Origin of the sequence: Bacillus sp. TH22 (assembly GCF_016651015.1) — a bacterium.
GTDB classification, from domain to species: domain Bacteria; phylum Bacillota; class Bacilli; order Bacillales; family Bacillaceae_G; genus Bacillus_A; species Bacillus_A mycoides.
Window position 1 is genome coordinate 3,225,317 of record NZ_JAEKER010000001.1, and the last position, 24,053, is coordinate 3,249,369.

The window sequence follows — 24,053 nt, forward strand, 5'->3', positions numbered from 1 at the left end:
ACGTATGCTCTTTGACAAAATTATTCATATTCAAAGTAATATAACGTAAAACAAAATGTATATTTTAATAATGCAGAGAATTAATATACAAATTTCGACAAAAAATGAAGAAATAAATACTGATAAGGAATGATATCAGACCTTTATAGGACGAGATTTGTTGTGTGGATTTCCATAAAATAGGCGTATGCAAAAAATATTCAATGAGCTGCTTAACCTATTTTCTGATGAATACCATTCTTCAATAGATAAAAAATGGTTATAAAGGTAAGTTTTACGATACATGCTAACCAAAGTAATGTATCCCATTGTGAAGGCTTGTTTTTCGCCTTAAAGTTATGTGGAAATAAAAAATCTCGATAGGGTTGATTTTGGTCAGGATGAAGACAATATGTACTTTGAAAATAGCCAACTATTTTGTCTAAAGAGAGTTGTACGATTAATGGACCGAAGTTACGATACGATTGTTCCTTTCGTCATTAGAGGAATATAAGTTGTTTGGAATATCCGACCCAATCGTTACTACGGTCATTTTTGGAGCTGTTTTACATAATAAAAAGAAGGTATTTTATGTCTTAGCGCGATTATCTTTTGGCAAAGATAACCCTAAATAACCTCCGCTAAAAATTATATACTTAAATGATAAAGAGTTCAATAATAGTCCGTATATTTTCCAAAAATGTAAAAATGACCGTTTCAGTAGAAGGAATCTACAAAACGGTCATTTTATATTATATTTCTGTTAAGATAATCGGTTCACCGCGTGTTACAACAACTGTATGTTCACATTGTGCAACAAGGCTTTTATCTGGTGTAACGAATGTCCAACCATCATCACCGCGCTCAATAATATGATCAGCCTTCATAGAGATGAATGGTTCTACAGCGATAACAAGGCCGTCTTTTAGAAGCGCATTATCCATTGGATCATAGTAGCTTAAAATGTGGTTTGGAGCTTCGTGTAAGCTAAGACCAATACCGTGACCAGTTAAGTTTTGGATTACATTATATCCATTTTTATGTGCAAAGTTAGAAACAGCACGACCAATTTGATTTTGTTTTGAGCCAGCTTTTACTTTTTTCATTGCTTCCCAAAATGAGTCTACTGCTGCTTGGCAAAGTTTTTCTTTTTCTTCATCGTCGCCAAGAACAAATGAGATACCTGTATCTGCATAATATCCGTCAAGTGCTGCTGATACGTCTACGTTTACTAAATCGCCTTCTTTTAATACGCGATCGCTTGGAATGCCGTGAGCAACTTCTTCGTTTACACTAATGCAAGTTACACCTGGGAATTTATATTCTTTTTCAGGCGCTGAAATAGCACCGTGCTCATCTAATACTTTTTTACCAATTAAATCAAGCTCTTTCGTTGTCATACCTGGCTTCGCTTGCTTTTTCATTTCTTCGCGTGCAAGTGCAACGATGCGGCCGATTTTTCGTAAACCTTCTAAATCTTGTTCATTACGAATAATCATGAAAACCACTGTCCTTCCTCGAATATATGTCTTATCCGATTGTATCATGTTTATTTTTGTACTGCTACTCGCGTGCGGTATGCGGGTTGATTCCTCTCATAAAGAATACATGACAATTGTCATATTGATGTCATGACGCATCATACTGTTTCCTAACTTTTCCAGAGCATACAATGTAAATATAAGAAACGGCGGGGGTGGAGAGATGGAAAAGATTATTGAAGTAAATGGTGTTTCTAAAACATTTAAACATAAAAAAGCAGTAAATAACGTTTCATTTCATGTAAATAAAGGGCAAATAGTAGCATTACTCGGTCCAAATGGTGCGGGGAAAACAACGACAATTTCAATGATGCTCGGATTAAAAGATCCGACAGAGGGGAATGTCTCTATATTTGGAAAGAGTCCGAAGCATAGAGATGTTCGTAATAGCCTTGGTGCGATGCTACAAGAAGTAAGTGTGATTGATAGTATCACGGTAGAAGAGGCAATTGAGTTATTCCGTAGTTATTATACGAATCCTGTAGAGAAAGAAACATTACTGCAGCTATCGAACTTAGAATCAGAACGAAAGCAAAGATGTGAGAAATTATCGGGCGGTCAAAAAAGAAGGTTAAATTTTGCGCTGGCACTTGCAGGGAATCCAGAGTTGTTATTTTTAGATGAACCAACTGTAGGGATGGACATAACATCTCGAAAAACGTTTTGGGAAACGATTAGAAAATTAGCAAGTGAAGGGAAAACGATTATTTTAACAACACATTATTTAGAAGAAGCGGATGCGCTAGCAGATCGAATTTTATTATTTGCGAACGGAAAGATTATCGCAGATGGCACACCAGATGAGATGAAAGCGACGATTTCTAGAAAAACAATCTCGTTTTATTCGAAAGAGAAAATTCCTAAGAGTTTACTAAAGGAATTACCGCATGTAACAGAAGTACAGTCAAATGAAGGGCGCTTCACTTTAACGACGGAAGATACAGATGCCACTTTACAAGCAATTTATCAGAGGAATCTACCTGTAACAGACGTTTCAGTTGAACGTGGAAGCCTCGATGAAGCATTTGAACAGTTTGTTGCAAATCAGAAGGAGGGAATCGCATGAGAGCATTATGGATGCAATGTAAAATAGAGGTTTTACGTACGTTCCGCAATAAATTATTCATCTTTTTCTCATTATTAATGCCAGTTATGTTTTATTACATCTTTACAAATGTTGTTCAAGTCCCGCAAAACGGAGATGCATGGAAAGCACATTATTTAATTTCAATGGCGACTTTCAGTATTGTAGGGACTGCCCTTTTTAGTTTCGGTGTGAGACTTTCTCAGGAAAAAGGGCAAGGATGGACACATCTTTTAAAAATTACACCACTTCCAGAGGGGGCATATTTAGCAGCTAAAATTATTGCCCAAACAGTAGTGAATGCTTTTTCAATCTTAGTTATTTTTATGGCAGGAATATTAATTAATAATGTTGAGTTAACAGTAGGTCAATGGATTGGTGCCGGATTATGGTTATTATTAGGCGTGACACCATTTTTAGCACTCGGAACAGTAATAGGTTCAATTAAGAAGGCGGATGCAGCTGCTGGCCTGGCTAATATTTTAAATATGAGCTTAGCGGTAGTTGGCGGATTATGGATGCCGATAGAAGTATTCCCAAAAGTATTAAGGTCTATTGGAGAATGGACACCGACATATCATTTTGGTAGTGGGGCATGGGATATTGTAGCTGGGAAGTCAGTTGGGTGGGAAAATATCGCGGTACTAGGAGGTTATTTCCTTATATTTGTTGTAGTATCAATATATATAAGAAAAAGACAGGAAGCGGTATAAATGATAGAGAAGAAGAGGTTTGAAGTTTTTCCGAAACAGATGGGTTTCTTCCCGTATATGTGGCTCGTGTATTTATTATTTCCAATCTATAATTTAACGCAAGTATCAGGATGGAAGCTTGTAATAGGGATCGGTATGTTGATAGTCTTCACCGTCACATACCGTCAACTTTATTTTGTTAACAAAACGTTCATTTTGTGGGCGTGTATTCAAATGGTGCTCACATTCTCATTTGCTTTATTTTATAATCCCTTCATGATATTGTTCGGATATTTTACGGCGAGTGCGATGGGATTTGCGCCAAGTAAGAAGGCATTTCGTGTGTTGTTATGTTTATTAGTTGTAATGCTTGGAGCTTTTATATTTGTAAATGTTAATCAACTAACAATCCCGAGTTTAGTGAATATAGTTCCAATGTTTATTTTAATGCTTCTTACGCCATTTGGAATGCGTAATTTTAATCAAAAAAAGATGTTGAAAAATCAATTAAACGAAGCAAATGAACAAATTAAAGACTTAGTAAAACGTGAAGAGCGCCAGCGAATTGCAAGAGATCTTCATGACACGTTAGGACACACATTATCTCTTATTACTTTGAAAAGTCAGCTCGTGGAGAAGTTAATTGTGAAAAATCCAGATCGTGCAAGTATGGAAGCGAAGGAAATTACACAAACATCTCGCACCGCTTTAAAACAGCTGAGAGAATTAATTTCTGATATGCGTATGATTACAGTGGAAGAAGAACTTGAGCAAATAAAAGCGATTTTGCAAGCTGCCAATATTGAATTAGAAGTAAAGCAAGAGGCTAATTCTAGTTCGCTATCGCCAATTGAGCAAAATATTTTAGGCATGTGTTTACGTGAAGCTGTTACGAATGTAGTGAAGCATAGTAAGGCGACAGTGTGCATTGTTTCTATATTAGAATCACAAGGTGAATTGATTTTAAAAGTAGAAGATAATGGCGTCGGTTTAGAGGAGCAAAATCATGATGGAAACGGCATTCGTGGTATAAAGGAACGAATTGCCTTAATTGACGGTCTAGTGGAGCTAGATACGATTAATCCGGGGACGCTGTTAACAGTGAAGGTTCCAATTGTAATTAGAACAGGAAAAGATGAGGTGAGGGCATGATTCGAATTATTATTGCAGAAGATCAGCGAATGCTTCGTGGTGCGTTAGGAGCCCTGCTTGATCTAGAGGATGATATTGAAGTAGTTGGTCAGGCTGCGAATGGGGAAGAGGCGTTAAAATTAATTGAATCGTTAAAGCCGGATATAAGTATTATGGACATTGAAATGCCGATTCAAAGTGGATTGGATGTTGCTGAAACTTTAAAGAAAGAAAAATCATTATGCAAAGTAATGATTTTAACAACATTTGCAAGGCCAGGGTATTTTGAAAGGGCGATGAAAGCTGGTGTGCACGGATATTTGTTAAAAGATAGCCCGAGTGAAGATTTAGCCGCAGCAATTCGTAATGTAATGAAGGGAAAACGAGAGGTTTCTCAAGATTTAATGTTTGGTTTATGGCAGGAGCAAAATCCATTATCAGATCGTGAAAAAGAAGTATTGTTACTTGCTAAAGAAGGAAAGACGGCAAATGAAATTGCGAAAACACTTTATCTTTCACCGGGTACAGTACGTAATTATATTTCCGAAGTGTTAACGAAGCTCGACGCAAAAAATAGAATTGAGGCAATTACAATTGCGGAAGAAAAGGGATGGATATAAAAAGAAGTTTACCTATGAGTGGTAAACTTCTTTTTGCTTATTTTCCTTGTTGTACTTCTACTACTTTACTAATTTTTGCTAGAGTCTTATATCCATGTGCTTGGAAAGCCTTTTCGAATTCTGTTACTGTCATATTACCATATAAGTCTTTTGCAGCTTGTACAATGTGAGATTGAAGTGATTCAAAATCTTCTGCTGAAGTTGCGTAGTTTTGCAATGCACGCATAACAACTTTACTTACTTTTTCATTTCCTTGTCTTTGAACAGATATACCGTTATACGTTTTACCTTCAGCTAATTGATATAATACATGGCTAATGATTCCGGAATTCACATGAGATTCTTGATTATTTCCATCATTATAGAAATCTTGTAAGTTTGTGTATAGTTTGTTGCCGCCGTCACCAATTTCCCCTGGGATGTCACGAATTGTTAGACCACCTAACGTATCACCCATAATCCAATTTCCTTTATCTTTCTTTACGTAATATTCTATTTGTGTACCCCAAAAATCTGCTAAACCTTCATTTAGCGCAGATGTTTCAGCACTTGGATATCGCACAATTTTATTTTTCGTCGTACCACTAAATACAGCATGTCCAAATTCATGGGCTGTTACGTCAAGAGCAGAGGTTAATTTTCCATTTAGCCCATCACCAAAGACCATTTGATTCCAACCTGGATGCCAAAATGCATTTACATAGTTTTCTTTTACACCATCACTAACTTCAGTAGAATCAAATCCATGGACGCTAGCAACAACTTTTGAGTCTTTATTATCGTAACTTTTCAGATTATGTTCTTTCTTAAAATAGTCGTAAATATCACTCATATTTTTCATAACACCAGCTGCTTCTTTATCTAAGAAGTTAGAGTTATCGCTTGAAATAAGTGTCCCTGGATAACCAGCTTGGCTATCGCCACCAAGAGAATCAGCGTAGTTTGCGTTGTAAATATAAATACCATTTCCGCGGGATAAATCAGCTAAATAAAATTTTCCATCAGAGCCTTTCGCAATATTAAATAATACATTTTCTTGTAGCGCATTTTTCCCAGTTCCTTGTTCTTTCGCTGGTGATAGTTTAGGTGCTGTTACTTGATTAATAGTTTTATTCTCTTTATTTTTAATAAACTTTTCTTGGAAAAGTACTTCACCAGTTTGTAAGTCCATGATTGCATTTCCGTTTATAACTTGTTCATTGTTTTCATAAGTAAATGTAAGGACCGTTGCGTATGTATAGTAGCCATCTTTTTTCTTATAAACTACCGTTTCGCTAGAAAATTCTGTTTCTGTCGCATCACTTGGAATTTGAAGTATATTGCGTAATTTAGATTTTACTTCATTTTTCGACAAAAAATTTGTTATAGTAAGATTAAGTTGTTGGTCTAAATTTTGGGCAACTTTACCACTAACAGTTGTAATTACTCCATTTTTATCTACTTTTACAATGAGATCTTGACCATATACTTTATAGTTTTTGTATGTTTGTGCAAGGCGTAATTCGGTTTGATTTTCTTTTGTTTCTGTATTTGTAGGTTGAAAATCGACATTCTTTTCAGTAGTAACTTGCTCTTGTTGAGCTTTAGCCCCATTTACCTCACCTTTTAAATACTTTTTAGCAATATTCTCTTTTGTATCGTTTTGAGGTTGTGTTAATTTTCCGATTGTTAAACCAGGCTGAGCAATTTCAACTTTCACTTCATTTTTATCTAATTCTTGAGCGTGAATAACTTCTGTTGATAAAGGACAAAGAAGACCGAATGTAACGAAAGCACTAGCAAGTTTTCTATAATTCATCTATAACACTCCTAATCTTGTATTGTGTATGTGAGATGAATTGTATGAGGAATTTGCCGAATTTTATATATATTATGCATTATTTCATATCAAAAATTGTCGAATGCACATTATTGTAGTGGTATGACAACTTAAAAAATTAGATTGTTATAATGGGACGGTGAGCAAGTATGCACGCAGAAAAACTAGGAAGCGAAATAAAGAAAATTAGGGGAATGAGAGGATTAACACAGAAACAACTCTCCGATAATGTATGTCATCAATCGGAGGTAAGCAGAATTGAGTCGGGCGCGGTATACCCAAGTATGGATATATTGCAAGGTATTGCAGCAAAGTTACAAGTTCCCATTATTCATTTTTATGAGGTACTCATTTATTCTGATATCGAGAGGAAAAAGCAGTTAAAAGATCAAATCATTATGCTTTGTAAGCAAAAGAAATATAAAGAAATATATAATAAAGTATGGAATGAACTGAAAAAGGAAGAATATCATCCTGAGTTTCAGCAGTTTCTTCAATGGCAATATCATGTATCTGCGTATGTGCTAAAGAAGATTGATTATGAATATTGTATTCTGGAGCTAAAAAAGCTACTAAATCAACAGTTAACTGGAATAGACGTGTATCAAAAACTTTATATAGAAAATGCAATTGCAAATATTTATGCTGAAAATGGTTATTTTAAGAAGGGTATGGAGTTATTTGAAGGTATATTAAAGCAATTAGAGGCATTGCCTGAAAATAAAGAGTTTGATGTGAAGGTAAGACATAATCATGCAAAAACATTATACTTAGATAATCAATATGAAGAAGCGCTTTATCAAATAAATAAAGCCATTGAAATATCATGTCGAATTAATAGTATGGCATTGATTGGACAGTTATACTATCAAAAAGGTGAATGCTTAGAAAAGCTAGAGTATGATGGGGCAGAGATTGAAGATGCTTATGAAAAAGCTTGCTTCTTTTTCGATATATTAGAAATGCATGCGTATAAAGAAACGCTTATAAAAAAAATGAAGAAATAAAAACGACCTAAAAAATAAATATGCATAATTGCATACGATATGGATAAATTTTCATGATATATTAAAAGAAAAATGTGGGTGATGGAATATGAAAAAACTACTTATTGGTAGTCTATTAACGTTAGCGATGGCATGGGGTATTTCATTAGCAGATACAGCTTTAGAGAAAAGCCAAGTAATTTCTCATAATGATCAAGAGGTACAATTAGCTTCAGATATGCCTTTTGAGTATTAAAAAGCAACCGTCTTACTTAGACGGTTGTTTTTTTGTGGAGTAACATCCAAACATCTTTACTAGAAACTGGTTTGCTAAAGAGGAATCCTTGAATGTGGTCACAGTTTTGTTCGTGTAAAAACTTCCATTGTTCTTCTGTTTCTACACCTTCCGCAATAACCTCTAAATTTAATTCTTTTGATAGCGTAATAATGGAAGCGATAATCGCTTCTTCTAAAGGGCTATTTGTAATTCCACAAATAAATTCTCGAGCAATTTTTAATGTATTGATTGGATATTTCGTTAAATAAGCTAAAGAACTATAACCAGTTCCAAAGTCATCAATTGAAATTTGGATACCGAGATTTTGAAGTTCTTCTAGTTTAGCAATTACAGAATGATTTTGATTAATCGCGATACTTTCTGTAATCTCAATATCTAGCGCTTCCGGCTTTAGTTCGGTTTCTTCCAAGACTTTTGAAATAGTTGATATTAAATCTGCGTGATTGAATTGAACAACAGATAAATTTACACCAACCTTTAAGTGAGAAAATCCTTGGTTATGCCACTTTTTTGCTTCTAAGCAGGCGGTACGCAAAATCCAATTACCAAGTTCAATAATAAATCCTGTTTCCTCTGCTAGAGGAATGAATTGGGCAGGCGATACAATTCCGAGTTTTGGATGTTTCCAGCGAATTAATGCCTCAAAACCGATAATTTGTTTTGTTTTTGTATTTACTTGTGGTTGATATTCAAGGAAAAATTCATTTTGTTGTAGAGCTTTTGAAAGTTCACCTTCTAGGAAGTGTATTTCATTTTGCGCAATACTCATTTCTTTTGAGAAGAAAATAAATCTATTTTTTCCATTAGCCTTTGCTCGATACATAGCCATATCTGCATTTTTCATTAATTCGGTTACATCGGTTCCGTAGTCAGGGTACATCGCAATTCCGATACTCGGTGTAACAGAAAGTTCTTCATCTTTAATAAAGTAAGGCTTATTTAAAATAGTTAAAATTTGTTCAGCCATAAAAGAAGCACTTTTTTCAGAGTACATATCTGGTAATAGAATCGTAAATTCATCTCCGCCTTGGCGGGCAACGATATCTTTTGAACGCAAACATCCACGTAATCTTTTTGCTACTTCAATTAATAATAAATCCCCGACATCATGGCCGAGTCGATCGTTAATTTTTTTAAATCGATCTAGGTCGAGGAACATAACCGCAACGTCATTAGTGTTGTTTTGAGCTAGATTTAAAATCGTTTTTAAATCTTTTTCGAATTTCCGTCGATTCGGTAGTCCTGTAAGTGCATCATGGAAAGCCATATGCTCTACTTGCTTTTGTTTTTCATATAAAGTTGTAATATCACGTGCGATACCAAACATCCCAACAACTTCTTTATTTATAAAAATAGGGATGAATGTAATGTGAAGGTGATAATAATAGCCTTCTTTTTCTTTTGTACGAATTTCTAGAGTTTGTGGTCTACCTTCTTTTGTAATTTGTAAAGATTTCTTCAATAATTCATGATCTTGTGGATCAATGAAGTGTTGAAGAGAATAGCTTGTTACTTCACAATAATAGGCTGTAAATAAACTTTCACAAGCCTTATTAGATTGTTGAAAAATCCCGTTCATATTTAAAGAAAAAACAGCATCAGGATGATCTTCGAATAAAGATTTATAACGTTGTTCACTTTTTGATAGGGCAGATACGCCTTCTTCAACTTCATCTTCTAGTTGTGTAGTCAACTGTTCATACGTATCGATTAATACTTGATTATCTTTCCACATGTAAAGTTGTCGTAGGAATAATAATACTAGTGATAATACTAGACCGATTAGCATGAACTTATCATCCCAAGGTTGAATAACAACAAAGGAAAAAGTAATGATTATACTAAAATAAGGTAATATAAAGCGTACATAATCGAATCGATAATATTTCGTTTTCGTTTCATGTTGCATTGGTTTATCCAAAATGTACAGTATGGACGATAAACCGATTAGTAAAATCGAAGCAGTATGTATTAAATAAGAGACTTCAGAAGAAGTTCCCATTCCCGTGTTTAATTGGAATAGATGTATATATCCGTATACAAGTATAATAGTAAAGCCAATAATTAATGAGATTCTACTAGAAGAATACCGTTCTCTTCTATATAGGCTAATAACGGCGTAAATTACTAATGATTGTGCGATAAAATACCCAATCAAAATCCACGTTTCCTTCGTTAACATACGAAAGCTTGAAATATCTAAAATAAAGGTTAAGGTAAAATAAATATTCATAATAACAATAAAGATGCTGTCAAATGAAAATTGAGCAAGGCCTCTAATAGAGTAATGTTTTATAAACTTTATAGCAAAGCCAGAAAAGAGCAAAATATATTGTATGATGAAAAAAGGCAATGCCTTATATGAGAATATGACTTGATCATATATAGAAAGTGAATGAAGAAACAAAGTTATCTCCATAGCTAATCCGCATATACAAGTACATAGTACTAGAACCCAAAATAGTTTGTCACCGTGCTTCATCTTCTTAATTGCTTTATATAAGCAATAGCAAGAAAAGAGTGTAGCAAAACAAAATAAGAAGAGAATTCCAATTTCTTTTATATTTAAATCCTTAGGGATAAGGAATATCCAAAGAGAAAATATAATTATATACATCATGACAAATTGTACATATTTTTTTTGATTGATCATATAATGGCTCCATTTCAATAAAGTTGAATCACAGGGGGAAAATGCTAATTTAAATAATAGCATATAAAACAGGAGCTTTTTTACTATAAGAAATACTTTTTGAAAAAAATAGCGCAACGTTACAATTTACCATTGTAGTGTTGCGCCTTTTATTCTTTTCACTCCCCTTATAGAAGAGATTTCATCTATTAACTGAAGAAGTGCTAAATCCTTTTGTTTACTTTCAATCATAATATCGAAATCATGATTAATTTTTTTTGTAATGTGTAAAAAGGGTTTAATAAATTCTAAATCAATATAATCTGCGTGGGCCCTAAATTCTTTTTCTGATCTAGGAGAAGAAATATGAACTTTAGGAAGGACATTTGTATGTGACCAAGTTTTAAATATCATAGGAAGCAATTCTTCTAGCGGTTCATTACAAAGGTTCGCTATGTGATGATGATAATCGAACACGAAAGGGATTTTTTCTTTTTGACAAATAGCCAAAGTTTCAGAAGTTGTATACGTTTTATCGTCATTTTCAAGAGTCATTTGTCTTTTTATATGGTAAGGGAGTTTTTGTATATTTTCATGAAAACGTTCGATTGCCTTCTCCTTATTTCCATACGCACCACCTACATGGATATTAATGTAGGAAGAATCCGCAATTCCCATAGCATTTAACACATTATAATGATAGCTCATATCTGTAATAGCATTAGTTGTAATATGTGGTTTGTCGCTTGTAAATAGTGTGAATTGGTTGGGATGAAAACTTACGCGTAAATTGTGTTCTTGAATTAATGCTCCTATTTTACGCCATAGTGGAGCAAATATTTGAATGTAATCAAATTCAACTTCAGGATGTGTTGCAAGCGGGACGATAGAAGATGATAAACGATATAATGGAATTTCGTGTGCAATATTGTAATGAAGGATGCGTATTGTATGTTCTAGATTTTGCAGTGTAACATTATATAATTTATCTTCACGCTCTTGTTTTTTTAGCTTTTTCCAGCTTGTAAATGTCATTGTTTTGGCAGGCGAACAGTCCCATAATGCCGTAGCATGTGAGACATATCCAAATCTAATTATCATATGTGATGCACCTCCTTGGCCCTTGAAATTTCTCTATAAAAAGAACGCGAGTATCGTTCCTATCCATTCCTTTCCTCTATCGATAATGGAGAGAGGATTGACATCTTCAAAGGAAAGTAATAAGGAGCGTTCCAAATCTTCCTCGAATTTACATTTTACTTCTTGTATGAAATGTTTATCGTATAAAAGGCAATTGATTTCATGGTTAATATATATACTTCTCATATCGAAATTAGCAGTTCCGATATCACAAGTATGATCGTCTACTATAATAATTTTTGCGTGGAAAAATCCTTGCTGAAAAGCGTAAATATTACAACCAGCTTGTATTAACTTTCGGCAATATGGGAATTTTGCTTCTCGAACGAGGGCGTGATCAGCCTTTTGTGGAACGAGAATAGTTATTTGAACCCCACGTTTTCGCGCTTTTAATAATGCATTCATAATTTTTTTTCCAGGAATAAAATATGGTGTACCGATAAAGAGTTCTTTTTTCGCGCTTTCGATTAAATGTAAAAATGTATTTTGTAAATAGGCACCATCAGTAGGGATGAAACGATGTAGAATGGTCCCTGGTTGTTGCATAGGAAAATAAAGAGATGAATCTAATAAATTTTGGTCTGTATCGTCGAGCCAATCATGTAAAAATTGTTTTTGTAAATCTTGTATCCCTTCTCCTGTAAGACGTAAATGATAATCTCGCCATAACCCTAACCTTTGATTATGCCCTAAATATTCTTCGCCAATGTTAAATCCACCAATATAACCAATTTTTCCGTCAATAACTGTAATTTTTCTATGGTTTCTTTGATTTGCAGAAAAGAAAGGAAAAGGAAATTTCACTTTATGACAAAATGAAAAAGAGACACCATGTTTTTGTAGGGAGTAAATTGCTTCTTTTGATAAATAATGACTTCCAAACCGGTCGAGTAAAAGTCTTACTTCAATTCCTTCTTGTGCTTTATCGATAAGTAACTTTAAAAACGTACGGCTTATATCATCGTTTTTTACAATAAAAAATAAAACGTGCACATGGTGTTTAGCTTGTTTTATATCAGTAAAGAGAGCATCGTATAGATCATTTCCGTATGTATAAAGGCGAAAATCACTTTGACGTAAAGGGAAAGAACGAGAACGTACACGCTTTAAATGAACAATTCTCCCATATGAAAGGTCGATTGTAATCCAGAGAGCGCTGCCTAATAACAAGAGAGATAAGAAAAACATAAGTAAATTCCCTCCTTCACGGTCTTTTCACCATCAATTTTTTACAAATCAAAATTTCACTGTATCCCGCTATTTGCGGACAGTAAGACGCCCACCTAAAGCAAAGAAGTTGGTTGGGATTCAGGCCGCCCGTAAAAGCCCGATTGGTGAGGGCTTTTACTCAGTGGGGATGAATAGCTCTCCGCCGATTAAAGTTTCACTTTATAGTTTCACCGAAATAAACAGCTTTATTAAAAAATGTGTTGTTGTATAACAAAAAACTGTTGACTGAATGCTCACTCATTATATAATGGGAATAGGGGATATAATTCAGAAAATTATATATTTTCGAAGATTCTAAAAAAGAAAGAGAGCTTACAAAGAGAGGGGTAGCATAAAATGAATAGCTTACTAATCATTAATTGGCTGGCTGCCATTGCTGTTATTGCTTATGCGGGGTATTTGTTTGTATATCTTATACGAACAAGGATGGCCTACATACAATTAGGAAAAAAGATCGAATTTGACCGTCGTTTTAAAGAGCGTTGGGATCTTCTTAAGGTCAATGTTTTCGGTCAGAAAAAGCTGCTGAAAGATAAAAAGAGCGGCATCATTCACGTTATGTTCTTTTACGGATTTATTCTTGTCCAATTTGGAGCAATTGACTTCGTTTGGAAAGGACTTGCACCAGGATCGCATCTTCCACTTGGACCACTATACCCTGCATTTACATTCTTCCAGGAAATTGTCACACTCGTTATTTTAATTGCAGTCTTTTGGGCTTTTCATAGACGCTATATTGAAAAGCTTGTTCGTTTGAAACGTAATTTTAAATCAGGCCTTGTTCTTATCTTTATTGGTGGCTTAATGATTTCTGTGCTACTTGGTAATGGGATGGGAATTATATGGCACGGCGAGGAGCTTTCATGGAGTGAACCAATCGCTTCTGCAATCGCTTACGTTTTCTCGGGATTAAATGAAACCGTAGCCATTTCAGTGTTCTATTTCTCTTGGTGGGTGCATTTACTAATTTTGTTAACGTTTTTAGTTTATGTTCCACAATCAAAACATGCGCATTTGATTGCTGGACCAGTTAACGTGTTTTTTGGTCGACTTTCAAATCCGGGAAAACTTGAAAAAATTGATTTCGAAGATGAAACACAAGAAACATTCGGTGTTGGTAAAATTGAAGACTTTAGACAAAATCAACTTATCGACTTATATTCCTGCGTCGAATGTGGTCGTTGTACAAATATGTGTCCGGCAACAGGAACAGGGAAAATGTTATCACCGATGGATTTAATTTTAAAACTTCGTGATCATTTAACTGATAAAGGCGCAGCGGTAACATCAAAAGCACCGTGGGTTCCAGTTGTTGCTTTTAATAATACACAAGGAAATCAGTTAGCGATGATGGCAGCTGGAAAAGGACAACAAGAATCAGCGGCTACAGCGCTAGCGTACGACCCAAGTTTAATCGGAGACGTTATTACAGAAGAAGAGATTTGGGCATGTACAACGTGTCGTAACTGTGAGGACCAGTGCCCAGTTATGAATGAGCATGTTGACAAAATTATTGATTTACGCCGCTATCTCGTTTTAACAGAAGGAAAAATGGACGCGGAAGCGCAGCGTGCAATGACAAACATTGAGCGTCAAGGTAATCCGTGGGGACTGAACCGTAAAGAGCGTGAAACATGGCGCCAAGGTGACGATGAAGTAACAGTTCCAACTGTAAAGGAGAAATCAAAAGCTGGCGAAGAGTTTGAATACTTATTCTGGGTTGGATCAATGGGTTCGTATGACAATCGCAGTCAGAAGATTGCGATATCATTTGCGAAGCTAATGAATGAAGCAGGCATTTCATTCGCAATTCTTGGTAATAAGGAAAAGAACTCTGGTGATACACCGCGCCGCCTTGGAAATGAATTTGTATTCCAGGAAATGGCGACTAAAAATATTGAAGAATTTGAAAAAGCAGGAGTGAAGAAAATCGTTACGATTGACCCTCATGCTTATAACACTTTTAAAAATGAGTACCCGGACTTTGGCTTACAAGCAGAAGTCTATCATCATACAGAATTACTAGCCCAGTGGGTGAAGGAAGGTCGTTTAAAACCTGTCCATTCTATTGAAGAGACAGTTACGTACCATGATTCCTGTTACTTAGGAAGATACAACGAAGTATACGAAGCGCCGCGCGATATTCTAAAAGCAATTCCAGGTGTAAACCTTGTAGAAATGGCGCGTAACCGTGAAACGGGAATGTGCTGTGGTGCGGGTGGCGGCCTAATGTGGATGGAAGAAACGACAGGTTCTCGTATTAACGTTGCTCGTACAGAACAAGCGCTAGCTGTACAGCCGTCAATTATCGGTACAGGATGCCCGTATTGCTTAACGATGATTAGTGACGGCACGAAAGCGAAAGAAGTTGAAGAAACAGTTCAAACTTTGGACGTAACAGAGATTTTAGAACGCTCAGTTATCGGACAGAAGAAAGAAGCAATGTAGTTTGTAGGAATGCATTCAAATCTAGAAAGAGGTGCAATAATTGCACCTCTTCTAGGCGCAAGGATACCGAGCGAGCGCTCGGTGCTAAAAAAAGAAATGGGGGAAAGAAACATGAGTAAAACAGTTATTTTAAGTGCTGCAAGAACACCGGTTGGAAAATTTGGAGGAACTTTAAAAGACGTGAAAGCAACAGAACTTGGAGGAATCGCAATTAAGGCAGCGCTTGAAAGAGCGAATGTTTCCGCTAGTGATGTTGAAGAAGTTATATTCGGAACGGTTATCCAAGGAGGGCAAGGACAAATTCCATCACGCCAAGCAGCAAGAGCGGCCGGCATTCCTTGGGAAGTGCAGACAGAAACAATAAATAAAGTTTGTGCATCAGGGCTTCGCGCAGTTACGTTAGCAGATCAAATTATTCGTACTGGTGATCAATCACTGATTGTAGCTGGTGGAATGGAATCGATGAGTAACAGCCCTTACATTTTACGAGGGGCAAGATGGGGATACAGAATGGGTAACAACGAAGTTATCGATTTAAACGTTGCAGACGGTTTAACATGCGCATTTTCAGGTATACACATGGGTGTTTATGGCGGAGAAGTTGCGAAGGAAGATGGAATCTCTCGCGAAGCACAAGATGAATGGGCATATCGTAGCCATCAACGTGCGGTTTCGGCACATAAAGAAGGGCGTTTTGAAGAGGAGATTGTACCAGTAACAATTCAGCAAAGAAAAGGCGATCCTATCGTCGTGGCTAAGGATGAGGCGCCACGCGCGGATACAACGATTGAAAAATTAGCGAAATTAAAGCCTGTATTTGATAAGACGTCAGCGGTGACAGCAGGTAATGCTCCGGGACTAAATGATGGCGGTGCTGCACTTGTATTAATGAGCGAGGACAGAGCGAAGCAAGAAGGAAGAAAACCATTAGCGACAATTTTGGCGCATACGGCGATTGCGGTAGAATCGAAGGATTTCCCAAGAACGCCAGGTTATGCAATTAATGAATTGCTGAAAAAGACAGGTAAGACAATTGAAGACATAGATCTATTTGAAATCAATGAGGCATTTGCGGCTGTAGCAATTGCAAGTACAGAAATCGCAGGGATCGATCCGGAAAAATTGAATGTAAATGGCGGTGCTGTAGCAATGGGGCATCCAATTGGAGCGAGCGGAGCACGTATTATCGTTACACTTATCCATGCACTGAAGCAGCGCGGCGGCGGAATTGGAATTGCTTCTATTTGTAGCGGTGGCGGTCAAGGTGATGCAGTGATGATTGAAGTTCACTAATTAAGATTAGAAGATATATAGTTTATTAACAATTAAGGGGGAAGAAAAAATGAGTGTACAAAAGATTGTTGTAATTGGTGCAGGGCAAATGGGTTCAGGTATCGCACAAGTGTGTGCAATGGCAGGCTATGATGTGAAAGTGCAAGATTTAAAGCAAGAGCAATTAGATAGAGGGCTAGCTGTTATTTCGAAAAATTTAGCCCGCCAAGTAGAAAAAGGCCGTATGAAGGAAGAAGAGAAAGATGCGACTTTAAATCGTCTTACATGGACGCTCGATTTAAATAGTGTCAAAGAAGCTGATCTTATTATTGAAGCAGCTGTTGAAAAAATGGATATTAAAAAGAAAATTTTTGCGAATTTAGATGAAATCGCTCCAGAACACGCAATTTTAGCGACGAATACGTCATCGTTACCAATTACGGAAATTGCAGCGGTAACGAAACGTCCTGAGAAAGTAATCGGCATGCACTTTATGAATCCAGTTCCAGTTATGAAACTCGTTGAAATTATTCGTGGTTTAGCTACAGATGATGCAGTGTACGAAACGATTGAGGATATTACGAAAAAAATCGGGAAAGTGCCAGTTGAAGTAAATGATTTCCCAGGGTTTGTATCGAACCGTATTTTATTACCGATGATTAACGAAGCGATTTATACGTTATACGAAGGAGTAGCGACGAAAGAAGCGATTGATGAAGTAATGAAACTGGGTATGAATCATCCGATGGGACCTCTTACGTTAGCCGACTTTATCGGTTTAGATACGTGTTTATACATTATGGAAGTGTTGCATGAAGGATTAGGAGATAGTAAATATCGCCCATGTCCATTATTACGTAAGTATGTGAATGCAGGATGGTTAGGACGTAAAACGGGTCGTGGTTTCTACGTTTACGAATAAATTCCTCCCTTTATTAAAGTAGTGGTCTGACCAAATTGTTAAGAAGATATATAGCAAACGGAGGCGAAGTACATGAATTTTCATTTTACTGAAGAGCAACAAATGATGAGGAAAATGGTTCGAGATTTTGCGCAGAAGGAAATAGCTCCCTTTGTTCCTAGTATGGAACAAGGGGTGTTCCCGAAAGAGATTTTGCAAAAGATGGGTGAGCTTGGACTAATGGGTATTCCAGCGCCTGCAAAATATGGCGGGGCAGAAATGGATTTTATTTCTTACATTCTAGCAATTGAGGAAATTTCAAAGGTAAGTGCAACGGTTGGTGTAATTTTGGCTGTACATACGTCAGTTGGAATGAATCCGATTTTATACTTCGGAACAGAAGAACAGAAGCAGAAATATGTTTCTAAACTGGCGACTGGTGAATATTTAGGCGCATTTGCTCTAACAGAACCGAATGCAGGATCAGATGCAGGTAGTTTGAAATCAAGAGCTGTAAAGAAAGACGATCACTACATCATTAATGGATCGAAAGTCTTTATTACAAATGGTGGTGAAGCAAGTACATATATCGTCTTCGCGTCTACAAATCCAGATGCGGGGAAAAGCGGGATTTCAGCATTTATAGTAGAGAAAGATACACCAGGCTTAATCATTGGAAAAGATGAGCATAAGATGGGTCTTCTTGGTTCTCGTACAGTGCAACTTACGTTTGAAGATATGAAAGTGCCGGCCGAGAATTTACTTGGTGAAGAAGGACAAGGATTTAAGGTGGCAATGGCGAATTTAGATGTTGGGCGAATTGGAATCGGAGCGCAAGCATTAGGAATCGCGGAAGCGGCGCTTGCATGTGCGATTGATTATGCGAAAGAGCGTGAGCAATTTGGAAAGCCAATTGCGGCGCAGCAAGGACTCGGATTCAAACTTGCAGATATGGCAACAAGTGTAGAAGCATCGCGATTACTTGTATACAGAGCAGCATCGCTAAGAGCACAAGGATTACCATGCGGTAAAGAAGCTTCTATTGCGAAATTATTTGCTTCTAAGACGGCTGTTGAAGTTGCGATTGAAGCGGTGCAAGTATTTGGTGGTTATGGTTATACGAAAGATTATCCAGTAGAAAGATTTTTCCGTGATGCGAAGATCACACAAATATATGAAGGAACGAGCGAAATACAAAAGCTTGTAATTAGTCGAGCTTTATAAAAAGGCAGAGGGGGAGACGGGAATGCATTTTAAATTATCAGAAGAACATGAAATGATAAGAAAAATGGTTCGGGATTTTGCGAGGAATGAAGTAGCACCGACAGCAGCAGAGCGTGATGAGGAAGAGCGATTTGATCGCGCTTTATTTGATCAAATGGCAGAGCTTGGTTTAACCGGTATTCCGTGGCCTGAAGAATACGGCGGAATTGGAAGCGATTACTTGGCGTATGTAATTGCCGTTGAAGAATTATCCCGCGTTTGTGCTTCTACAGGTGTAACGTTGTCTGCACATACTTCACTTGCTGGATGGCCAATTTTTAAATTTGGAACGGAAGAGCAAAAACAAAAGTTTTTGCGCCCAATGGCTGAAGGGAAGAAAATTGGTGCATATGGCTTAACAGAACCAAGCTCTGGATCAGATGCTGGTGGAATGAGGACGACTGCAAAACGAGATGGAGACCATTACATTTTAAATGGTTCGAAAATTTTTATTACAAATGGCGGTATTGCTGATATTTATGTTGTTTTTGCATTAACAGATCCTGATTCGAAGCAGCGCGGCACGAGTGCATTTATTGTGGAGAGTGATACGCTAGGATTTTCGGTTGGGAAGAAGGAAAGTAAGCTGGGGATTCGTTCTTCGCCAACAACTGAAATTATATTTGAAGACTGCCGTATTCCTGTAGAGAATTTACTAGGGGAAGAGGGCCAAGGATTTAAAGTTGCGATGCAGACATTAGATGGCGGCCGTAATGGTATTGCGGCACAAGCAGTCGGTATTGCACAATCCGCTTTAGATGCTTCTGTAGAATATGCAAGAGAACGTCATCAGTTTGGGAAGCCAATTGCGGCGCAACAAGGAATTGGCTTTAAACTTGCGGATATGGCAACGGATGTAGAGGCAGCGCGTCTTTTAACATATCAAGCGGCTTGGCTTGAATCTGAAGGGCTTCCGTATGGGAAAGAGTCAGCGATGTCAAAAGTATTTGCAGGTGATACAGCGATGAAGGTAACGACTGAAGCGGTACAAGTATTTGGTGGTTATGGTTATACGAAAGATTATCCAGTAGAGCGTTATATGCGCGATGCAAAGATTACACAAATATATGAGGGAACACAAGAGATTCAAAGGCTTGTAATTTCTCGTATGTTAACGAAGTAGGAACAAAAGCGTAGGTATTTTCCTACGCTTTTTACTTCCAAAAATAATAGAGAGAGGTGAAGGGATGGTTAAACATAATGTACATGCGTCAGTGAAAGATGAAAAATTAGTTGCGTTAAGACGTGAACAAATGATTAAAGGTGCGGTGCAGCTGTTTAAGCAAAAAGGATTCCCGCGTACAACAACGAGAGAAATTGCGAAAGCGGCTGGATTTAGTATCGGAACACTTTATGAGTATATTCGCACAAAAGATGATGTATTATATTTAGTTTGTGATAGTATTTATGAACATGTAAAAGAGCGGTTAGAGGAAGTAGTGTGTACAGAGAAGGGAAGTATAGAAAGCTTAAAGATAGCGATAATGAATTATTTTAAAGTGATGGATGAATTGCAAGAAGAAGTATTAATTATGTATCAAGAGGTACGTTTTTTACCGAAGGAATCACTCCCATATGTATTAGAAAAAGAGTTTCAAATGGTCGGGATGTTTGAGGATATTTTAGAGCAGTGTACGGAAAATGGGACATTTACACTAAATAAAAAGGAAATACAGCTTCTTGCACATAATATTTTCATACAAGGACAAATGTGGGGATTTAGACGTTGGGCCCTGCAAAAACTGTATACTCTCGAAGAATATACAGAAATGCAAATTAGGTATGTACTGCAAGGAGCACATATGTCTCCGAAATAAAGAATGGACAAATTATAATTTTATTGCCCGTAAATAGCGCGATAAAAGTTTCCCGTTTTTTTTTGTAGCATATTTGTGCGACTTTTGTTTATAATGAATAGTATGGATTTTTTTAAGCAGACCGTTATATATAAGCTTATATTTGAAGAAAGGAAGTGCCGCATAAGTGGGTTTTAAGCAATATTCACCAGAAGAGCTAAAAGAATGTTCAATGATTGAAGTTGTACATAGTGTTTTAGGGAATAAAAGACAAGCAACGACATTCAACGAGTTGGTTCAAGAAATCGCTCAAGTGCTGGGACTATCTCAAGGGCAAGTTAATACGAAACTCGCACAATTTTATACAGATTTAAACATCGATGGACGTTTCATTAATTTAGGAGAAAATCGTTGGGGGCTACGTAGCTGGTACCCATATGAGCAAATTGATGAAGAAATTCTGCCTCAGCCAAAACCGAAGAAGAAACGCAAAGTTGAAGAAGACGGTTTTGACGACTACATTGAAGAAGATGATGTAGAAGAAGTAGAAGAAGAAGAAGTAGAAGAAGATGTAGTAGATTTGGACAAAGTTCTTGAAGACGAAGACGCAGATGATGAAGATGATGATCTTGATGATTTAGAAGAAGATAATGAAGACTTCGCAGAAGAAGAACTTGAGTATGATGAAACTGAAGAAGAAGAGGAAGAGCGGTAGTTCTTGACTTTTCATTATCGTCCATGTAGAATCATTTTTGGGCTCTTTAAAAAAAGACGATAATACTTTTAAAGTGTAAATATAAAAGAAAATTGCTCCCTACTTATTACTTTATGTGATGAGGGGAGCAATTTTCTTTTTTGTTTTTTGTTTAGAAAATAAAAAGAGTCTAACAATAAGATGGATACAGTGTTATCTACATACGTTGCGCTTTGCAACGGTGATTATATAACAGCAAAATAGGAGGGAGCTTTTTCATGACTAAGTATATTTTTGTAACAGGCGGTGTAGTATCGTCTTTAGGTAAAGGTATTACAGCAGCATCTCTTGGAAGACTTTTAAAGAATCGTGGTTTAAACGTAACTATTCAAAAGTTTGATCCATACATTAACGTAGACCCAGGGACTATGAGCCCCTACCAACACGGTGAGGTATTCGTAACAGATGATGGTGCAGAAACGGACTTAGACCTAGGTCACTATGAGCGTTTTATCGACATCAACTTAAACAAATACAGCAACGTAACAACAGGTAAAATTTACTCTTCAGTTCTTCAAAAAGAGCGTCGTGGTGAATATTTAGGAGGAACAGTTCAAGTTATTCCTCACATTACTAACGAAATTAAAGAACGTGTATATCGTTCTGGTCGCGAAACAAATGCCGACGTTGTTATTACAGAAATCGGTGGAACTGTTGGTGATATCGAGTCTTTACCATTCTTAGAAGCAATTCGTCAAATTAAGAGCGACATCGGTCGTGACAATGTAATGTACATTCACTGTACGTTAATCCCGTACTTAAAAGCAGCGGGTGAAATGAAAACAAAACCAACGCAACATAGCGTTAAAGAGCTTCGCAGCTTAGGTATTCAACCAAATATTATCGTTGTTCGTACAGAACTACCTGTTTCTCAGGACATGAAAGACAAGCTTGCATTATTCTGTGACATCGATACAAAAGCAGTTATCGAAGCACGCGATGCAGATACTTTATATGCGGTTCCATTATCTCTTCAAGAACAAAACATGGACCAAATCGTTTGTGATCACTTGAAGTTAGACAATCCAGCTGCAGATATGACAGATTGGACTGCGCTAGTTAATAAAGTACGTAACCTTTCTAAGAAAACAAAAATCGCTCTTGTTGGTAAATACGTAGAGCTTCAAGATGCATACATTTCTGTTGTAGAAGCGCTTCGTCATGCAGGTTATTCATTCGACACAGATGTAGAAGTGAAATGGGTAAATGCTGAGCACGTAACAGCAGAGAACGTAAAAGAATTAGTTGGCGACACAGATGGTATCCTTGTACCAGGTGGCTTCGGCGATCGTGGTGTAGAAGGTAAAATCGTTGCAATTCAATATGCTCGTGAAAACAAAGTTCCATTCTTAGGAATTTGCCTAGGTATGCAACTTGCATCAATCGAATTTGCACGTAACGTATTAGGATTAGAAGGAGCTAACTCTTCTGAAATTAATCCTGACACACCTTATGCAATTATCGATTTATTACCAGAACAAAAAGATGTAGAAGATTTAGGTGGTACACTTCGCCTTGGTCTATACCCATGTAAGCTTGCTGAAGAAACAAATGCTTACAATGCTTACAATGAGCCGGTTGTATATGAGCGTCATCGTCATCGTTATGAGTTCAACAATCAATTCCGTCCAGATATGGAAAAAGCAGGATTTGTATTCTCTGGTACAAGCCCAGACGGTCGTCTAGTGGAAATTATTGAATTACAAGATCACCCTTGGTTCGTGGCAGCACAGTTCCATCCAGAACTTGTATCTCGTCCAAACCGTCCACAACCATTGTTCCATGACTTTGTAAGTGCTTCTATTACGAATAAAGAGAGCAAGTAATAAAAAAAAGCGCCTGAAATAGGGCGCTTTTTTTAATATTCGTTTAACATTTCATCAATTGTAAATTTCAATCCGTGATAAGCAAATAAAGCTATAATTAAACTTGGGAACCCATAGCGGTTACCTTCATCATCTGGAATAAGACCTTTTAACAGCTTTGTATCAATATGTACATCTGTATATTGTTCCAGTGATTCAACACCTTCTTGAATAGCCGAGATTCCAACGATAGATTGGCCTTCTTCATGAAGTTTTTTCGCGGTTTTTATAATTTCTTCATCTGTCGAAAAACGACTAATAAGAAGTACGCGGTCCGCAGAAGTCACTGCCGCCGGTTCACCGTTTTCTATTAAACGTTTTGCTTGTTTCATTGGTTCGGCGCCAAATAATGCTTCTGAAACAATACCTTCCATTTCGTTTGTACCATGCAAGTAAATGAAGCCGTTGCCAACTAACGCCTGGGCAAGTAGACGAGCGCTATCTTCTATATTCATTTCTTCTTTTTGAGAAATTTTGGAGAAATATCCACTTAATTGAGTCGAGAAAATTTTTAACATGTTGTTGCTCCTTTCTTTCGTGTTAGCTGGTTCTCATTATAGCTTATTTTTTTTGGAAAGGGGAAATAGTAGGGTGGCATAACA

General features: G+C 36.8%; 20 protein-coding genes. 14 read left to right on the top strand and 6 right to left on the bottom strand.

The features are described 5' to 3' along the window. Positions 1-731: 731 nt before the first annotated feature. Positions 732-1,526: a type I methionyl aminopeptidase gene (gene map, locus JFU18_RS16325; protein WP_061673820.1), complete on the bottom strand. Its 795-nt coding sequence runs from the start codon at positions 1,524-1,526 to the stop codon at positions 732-734. A 157-nt stretch (positions 1,527-1,683) separates the two neighbouring features. Here map and JFU18_RS16330 point away from each other — a divergent pair, with 157 nt between their 5' ends. Genes JFU18_RS16330 through JFU18_RS16345 form a run of 4 tightly spaced genes read left to right on the top strand, consistent with a single transcriptional unit; the run spans position 1,684 to position 5,047 of the window. Further along, positions 1,684-2,586 (top strand): ABC transporter ATP-binding protein, encoded by a 903-nt coding sequence (locus JFU18_RS16330; RefSeq protein ID WP_201034556.1) that lies wholly within the window; start codon positions 1,684-1,686, stop codon positions 2,584-2,586. Beyond that, a complete protein-coding gene (locus JFU18_RS16335) occupies positions 2,583-3,317 on the top strand; it encodes an ABC transporter permease (RefSeq protein WP_201034555.1) in 735 nt (244 codons plus the stop codon). Before JFU18_RS16330 ends, JFU18_RS16335 begins: the two co-directional genes overlap by 4 nt. After that, positions 3,318-4,448 carry a sensor histidine kinase gene (locus JFU18_RS16340; RefSeq protein ID WP_201034554.1) on the top strand — a complete coding sequence of 377 codons (1,131 nt, stop codon included), beginning with the start codon at positions 3,318-3,320 and terminating at the stop codon, positions 4,446-4,448. Then, positions 4,445-5,047: a response regulator transcription factor gene (locus JFU18_RS16345; RefSeq protein WP_085312865.1), complete on the top strand. Its 603-nt coding sequence runs from the start codon at positions 4,445-4,447 to the stop codon at positions 5,045-5,047. Before JFU18_RS16340 ends, JFU18_RS16345 begins: the two co-directional genes overlap by 4 nt. 37 nt (positions 5,048-5,084) lie before the next feature. On the opposite strand, the gene JFU18_RS16350 is transcribed toward JFU18_RS16345, so the two are convergent. Continuing rightward, entirely contained in the window at positions 5,085-6,845 is a 1,761-nt protein-coding gene (locus tag JFU18_RS16350) for a M4 family metallopeptidase (protein WP_201034553.1), read from the bottom strand. 170 nt (positions 6,846-7,015) lie between these two features. On the opposite strand from JFU18_RS16350, the gene JFU18_RS16355 reads away from it, so the two are divergent. Continuing rightward, positions 7,016-7,873, top strand: coding sequence for a helix-turn-helix domain-containing protein (locus JFU18_RS16355; RefSeq protein WP_044438295.1), 858 nt, complete (start codon positions 7,016-7,018; stop codon positions 7,871-7,873). An 88-nt stretch (positions 7,874-7,961) separates the two neighbouring features. After that, positions 7,962-8,108 carry a quorum-sensing peptide PapR gene (locus tag JFU18_RS16360; protein ID WP_002068556.1) on the top strand — a complete coding sequence of 49 codons (147 nt, stop codon included), beginning with the start codon at positions 7,962-7,964 and terminating at the stop codon, positions 8,106-8,108. A gap of 16 nt (positions 8,109-8,124) precedes the next feature. On the opposite strand, the gene JFU18_RS16365 is transcribed toward JFU18_RS16360, so the two are convergent. From JFU18_RS16365 to cls, 3 genes are all read right to left on the bottom strand, one after another. Then, positions 8,125-10,803, bottom strand: coding sequence for a DUF4084 domain-containing protein (locus tag JFU18_RS16365; RefSeq protein ID WP_201034552.1), 2,679 nt, complete (start codon positions 10,801-10,803; stop codon positions 8,125-8,127). 126 nt (positions 10,804-10,929) lie between these two features. Further along, complete coding sequence (gene uvsE, locus JFU18_RS16370) at positions 10,930-11,883, bottom strand: UV DNA damage repair endonuclease UvsE (RefSeq protein ID WP_201034551.1); 954 nt, start codon at positions 11,881-11,883, stop codon at positions 10,930-10,932. Between the two features lie 33 nt (positions 11,884-11,916). Further along, positions 11,917-13,110, bottom strand: coding sequence for a cardiolipin synthase (gene cls, locus JFU18_RS16375; RefSeq protein WP_201032179.1), 1,194 nt, complete (start codon positions 13,108-13,110; stop codon positions 11,917-11,919). 378 nt (positions 13,111-13,488) lie between these two features. Between cls and JFU18_RS16380 the strand changes: the two genes are divergently transcribed. From JFU18_RS16380 to pyrG, 8 genes are all read left to right on the top strand, one after another. Then, positions 13,489-15,600 (top strand): (Fe-S)-binding protein, encoded by a 2,112-nt coding sequence (locus JFU18_RS16380; protein ID WP_002130078.1) that lies wholly within the window; start codon positions 13,489-13,491, stop codon positions 15,598-15,600. Between the two features lie 9 nt (positions 15,601-15,609). After that, complete coding sequence (locus tag JFU18_RS16385) at positions 15,610-16,893, top strand: acetyl-CoA C-acetyltransferase (protein WP_078203580.1); 1,284 nt, start codon at positions 15,610-15,612, stop codon at positions 16,891-16,893. Between the two features lie 49 nt (positions 16,894-16,942). Continuing rightward, positions 16,943-17,794 (top strand): 3-hydroxybutyryl-CoA dehydrogenase, encoded by an 852-nt coding sequence (locus JFU18_RS16390; RefSeq protein WP_002016322.1) that lies wholly within the window; start codon positions 16,943-16,945, stop codon positions 17,792-17,794. 72 nt (positions 17,795-17,866) lie between these two features. After that, positions 17,867-18,997 carry an acyl-CoA dehydrogenase gene (locus JFU18_RS16395; RefSeq protein WP_002034888.1) on the top strand — a complete coding sequence of 377 codons (1,131 nt, stop codon included), beginning with the start codon at positions 17,867-17,869 and terminating at the stop codon, positions 18,995-18,997. A 22-nt stretch (positions 18,998-19,019) separates the two neighbouring features. Next, positions 19,020-20,159 (top strand): acyl-CoA dehydrogenase AcdA, encoded by a 1,140-nt coding sequence (acdA, locus tag JFU18_RS16400; RefSeq protein WP_002016320.1) that lies wholly within the window; start codon positions 19,020-19,022, stop codon positions 20,157-20,159. Between the two features lie 64 nt (positions 20,160-20,223). Next, on the top strand, positions 20,224-20,853 hold the full coding sequence (locus JFU18_RS16405; RefSeq protein ID WP_002034889.1) for a TetR/AcrR family transcriptional regulator: 630 nt from the start codon (positions 20,224-20,226) through the stop codon (positions 20,851-20,853). A gap of 166 nt (positions 20,854-21,019) precedes the next feature. Next, positions 21,020-21,547, top strand: coding sequence for a DNA-directed RNA polymerase subunit delta (gene rpoE / locus JFU18_RS16410; RefSeq protein WP_201034550.1), 528 nt, complete (start codon positions 21,020-21,022; stop codon positions 21,545-21,547). Between the two features lie 257 nt (positions 21,548-21,804). Continuing rightward, positions 21,805-23,412 carry a CTP synthase gene (gene pyrG / locus JFU18_RS16415; RefSeq protein WP_002016314.1) on the top strand — a complete coding sequence of 536 codons (1,608 nt, stop codon included), beginning with the start codon at positions 21,805-21,807 and terminating at the stop codon, positions 23,410-23,412. 32 nt (positions 23,413-23,444) lie between these two features. Here pyrG and JFU18_RS16420 read toward each other — a convergent pair whose 3' ends face one another. Next, positions 23,445-23,969 (bottom strand): DUF2529 domain-containing protein, encoded by a 525-nt coding sequence (locus JFU18_RS16420; protein WP_201032178.1) that lies wholly within the window; start codon positions 23,967-23,969, stop codon positions 23,445-23,447. Positions 23,970-24,053: the final 84 nt, after the last annotated feature.

Excerpts from the sequence above, each read along its gene's own strand:
- map (WP_061673820.1), bottom strand. The coding sequence starts at position 1,526 with ATGATACAATCGGATAAGACATATATTCGAGGAAGGACAGTGGTTTTC.
- JFU18_RS16330 (WP_201034556.1), top strand. The coding sequence starts at position 1,684 with ATGGAAAAGATTATTGAAGTAAATGGTGTTTCTAAAACATTTAAACAT.
- JFU18_RS16335 (WP_201034555.1), top strand. The coding sequence starts at position 2,583 with ATGAGAGCATTATGGATGCAATGTAAAATAGAGGTTTTACGTACGTTC.
- JFU18_RS16340 (WP_201034554.1), top strand. The coding sequence starts at position 3,318 with ATGATAGAGAAGAAGAGGTTTGAAGTTTTTCCGAAACAGATGGGTTTC.
- JFU18_RS16345 (WP_085312865.1), top strand. The coding sequence starts at position 4,445 with ATGATTCGAATTATTATTGCAGAAGATCAGCGAATGCTTCGTGGTGCG.
- JFU18_RS16350 (WP_201034553.1), bottom strand. The coding sequence starts at position 6,845 with ATGAATTATAGAAAACTTGCTAGTGCTTTCGTTACATTCGGTCTTCTT.
- JFU18_RS16355 (WP_044438295.1), top strand. The coding sequence starts at position 7,016 with ATGCACGCAGAAAAACTAGGAAGCGAAATAAAGAAAATTAGGGGAATG.
- JFU18_RS16360 (WP_002068556.1), top strand. The coding sequence starts at position 7,962 with ATGAAAAAACTACTTATTGGTAGTCTATTAACGTTAGCGATGGCATGG.
- JFU18_RS16365 (WP_201034552.1), bottom strand. The coding sequence starts at position 10,803 with ATGATCAATCAAAAAAAATATGTACAATTTGTCATGATGTATATAATT.
- uvsE (WP_201034551.1), bottom strand. The coding sequence starts at position 11,883 with ATGATAATTAGATTTGGATATGTCTCACATGCTACGGCATTATGGGAC.
- cls (WP_201032179.1), bottom strand. The coding sequence starts at position 13,110 with ATGTTTTTCTTATCTCTCTTGTTATTAGGCAGCGCTCTCTGGATTACA.
- JFU18_RS16380 (WP_002130078.1), top strand. The coding sequence starts at position 13,489 with ATGAATAGCTTACTAATCATTAATTGGCTGGCTGCCATTGCTGTTATT.
- JFU18_RS16385 (WP_078203580.1), top strand. The coding sequence starts at position 15,610 with ATGCATTCAAATCTAGAAAGAGGTGCAATAATTGCACCTCTTCTAGGC.
- JFU18_RS16390 (WP_002016322.1), top strand. The coding sequence starts at position 16,943 with ATGAGTGTACAAAAGATTGTTGTAATTGGTGCAGGGCAAATGGGTTCA.
- JFU18_RS16395 (WP_002034888.1), top strand. The coding sequence starts at position 17,867 with ATGAATTTTCATTTTACTGAAGAGCAACAAATGATGAGGAAAATGGTT.
- acdA (WP_002016320.1), top strand. The coding sequence starts at position 19,020 with ATGCATTTTAAATTATCAGAAGAACATGAAATGATAAGAAAAATGGTT.
- JFU18_RS16405 (WP_002034889.1), top strand. The coding sequence starts at position 20,224 with ATGGTTAAACATAATGTACATGCGTCAGTGAAAGATGAAAAATTAGTT.
- pyrG (WP_002016314.1), top strand. The coding sequence starts at position 21,805 with ATGACTAAGTATATTTTTGTAACAGGCGGTGTAGTATCGTCTTTAGGT.
- JFU18_RS16420 (WP_201032178.1), bottom strand. The coding sequence starts at position 23,969 with ATGTTAAAAATTTTCTCGACTCAATTAAGTGGATATTTCTCCAAAATT.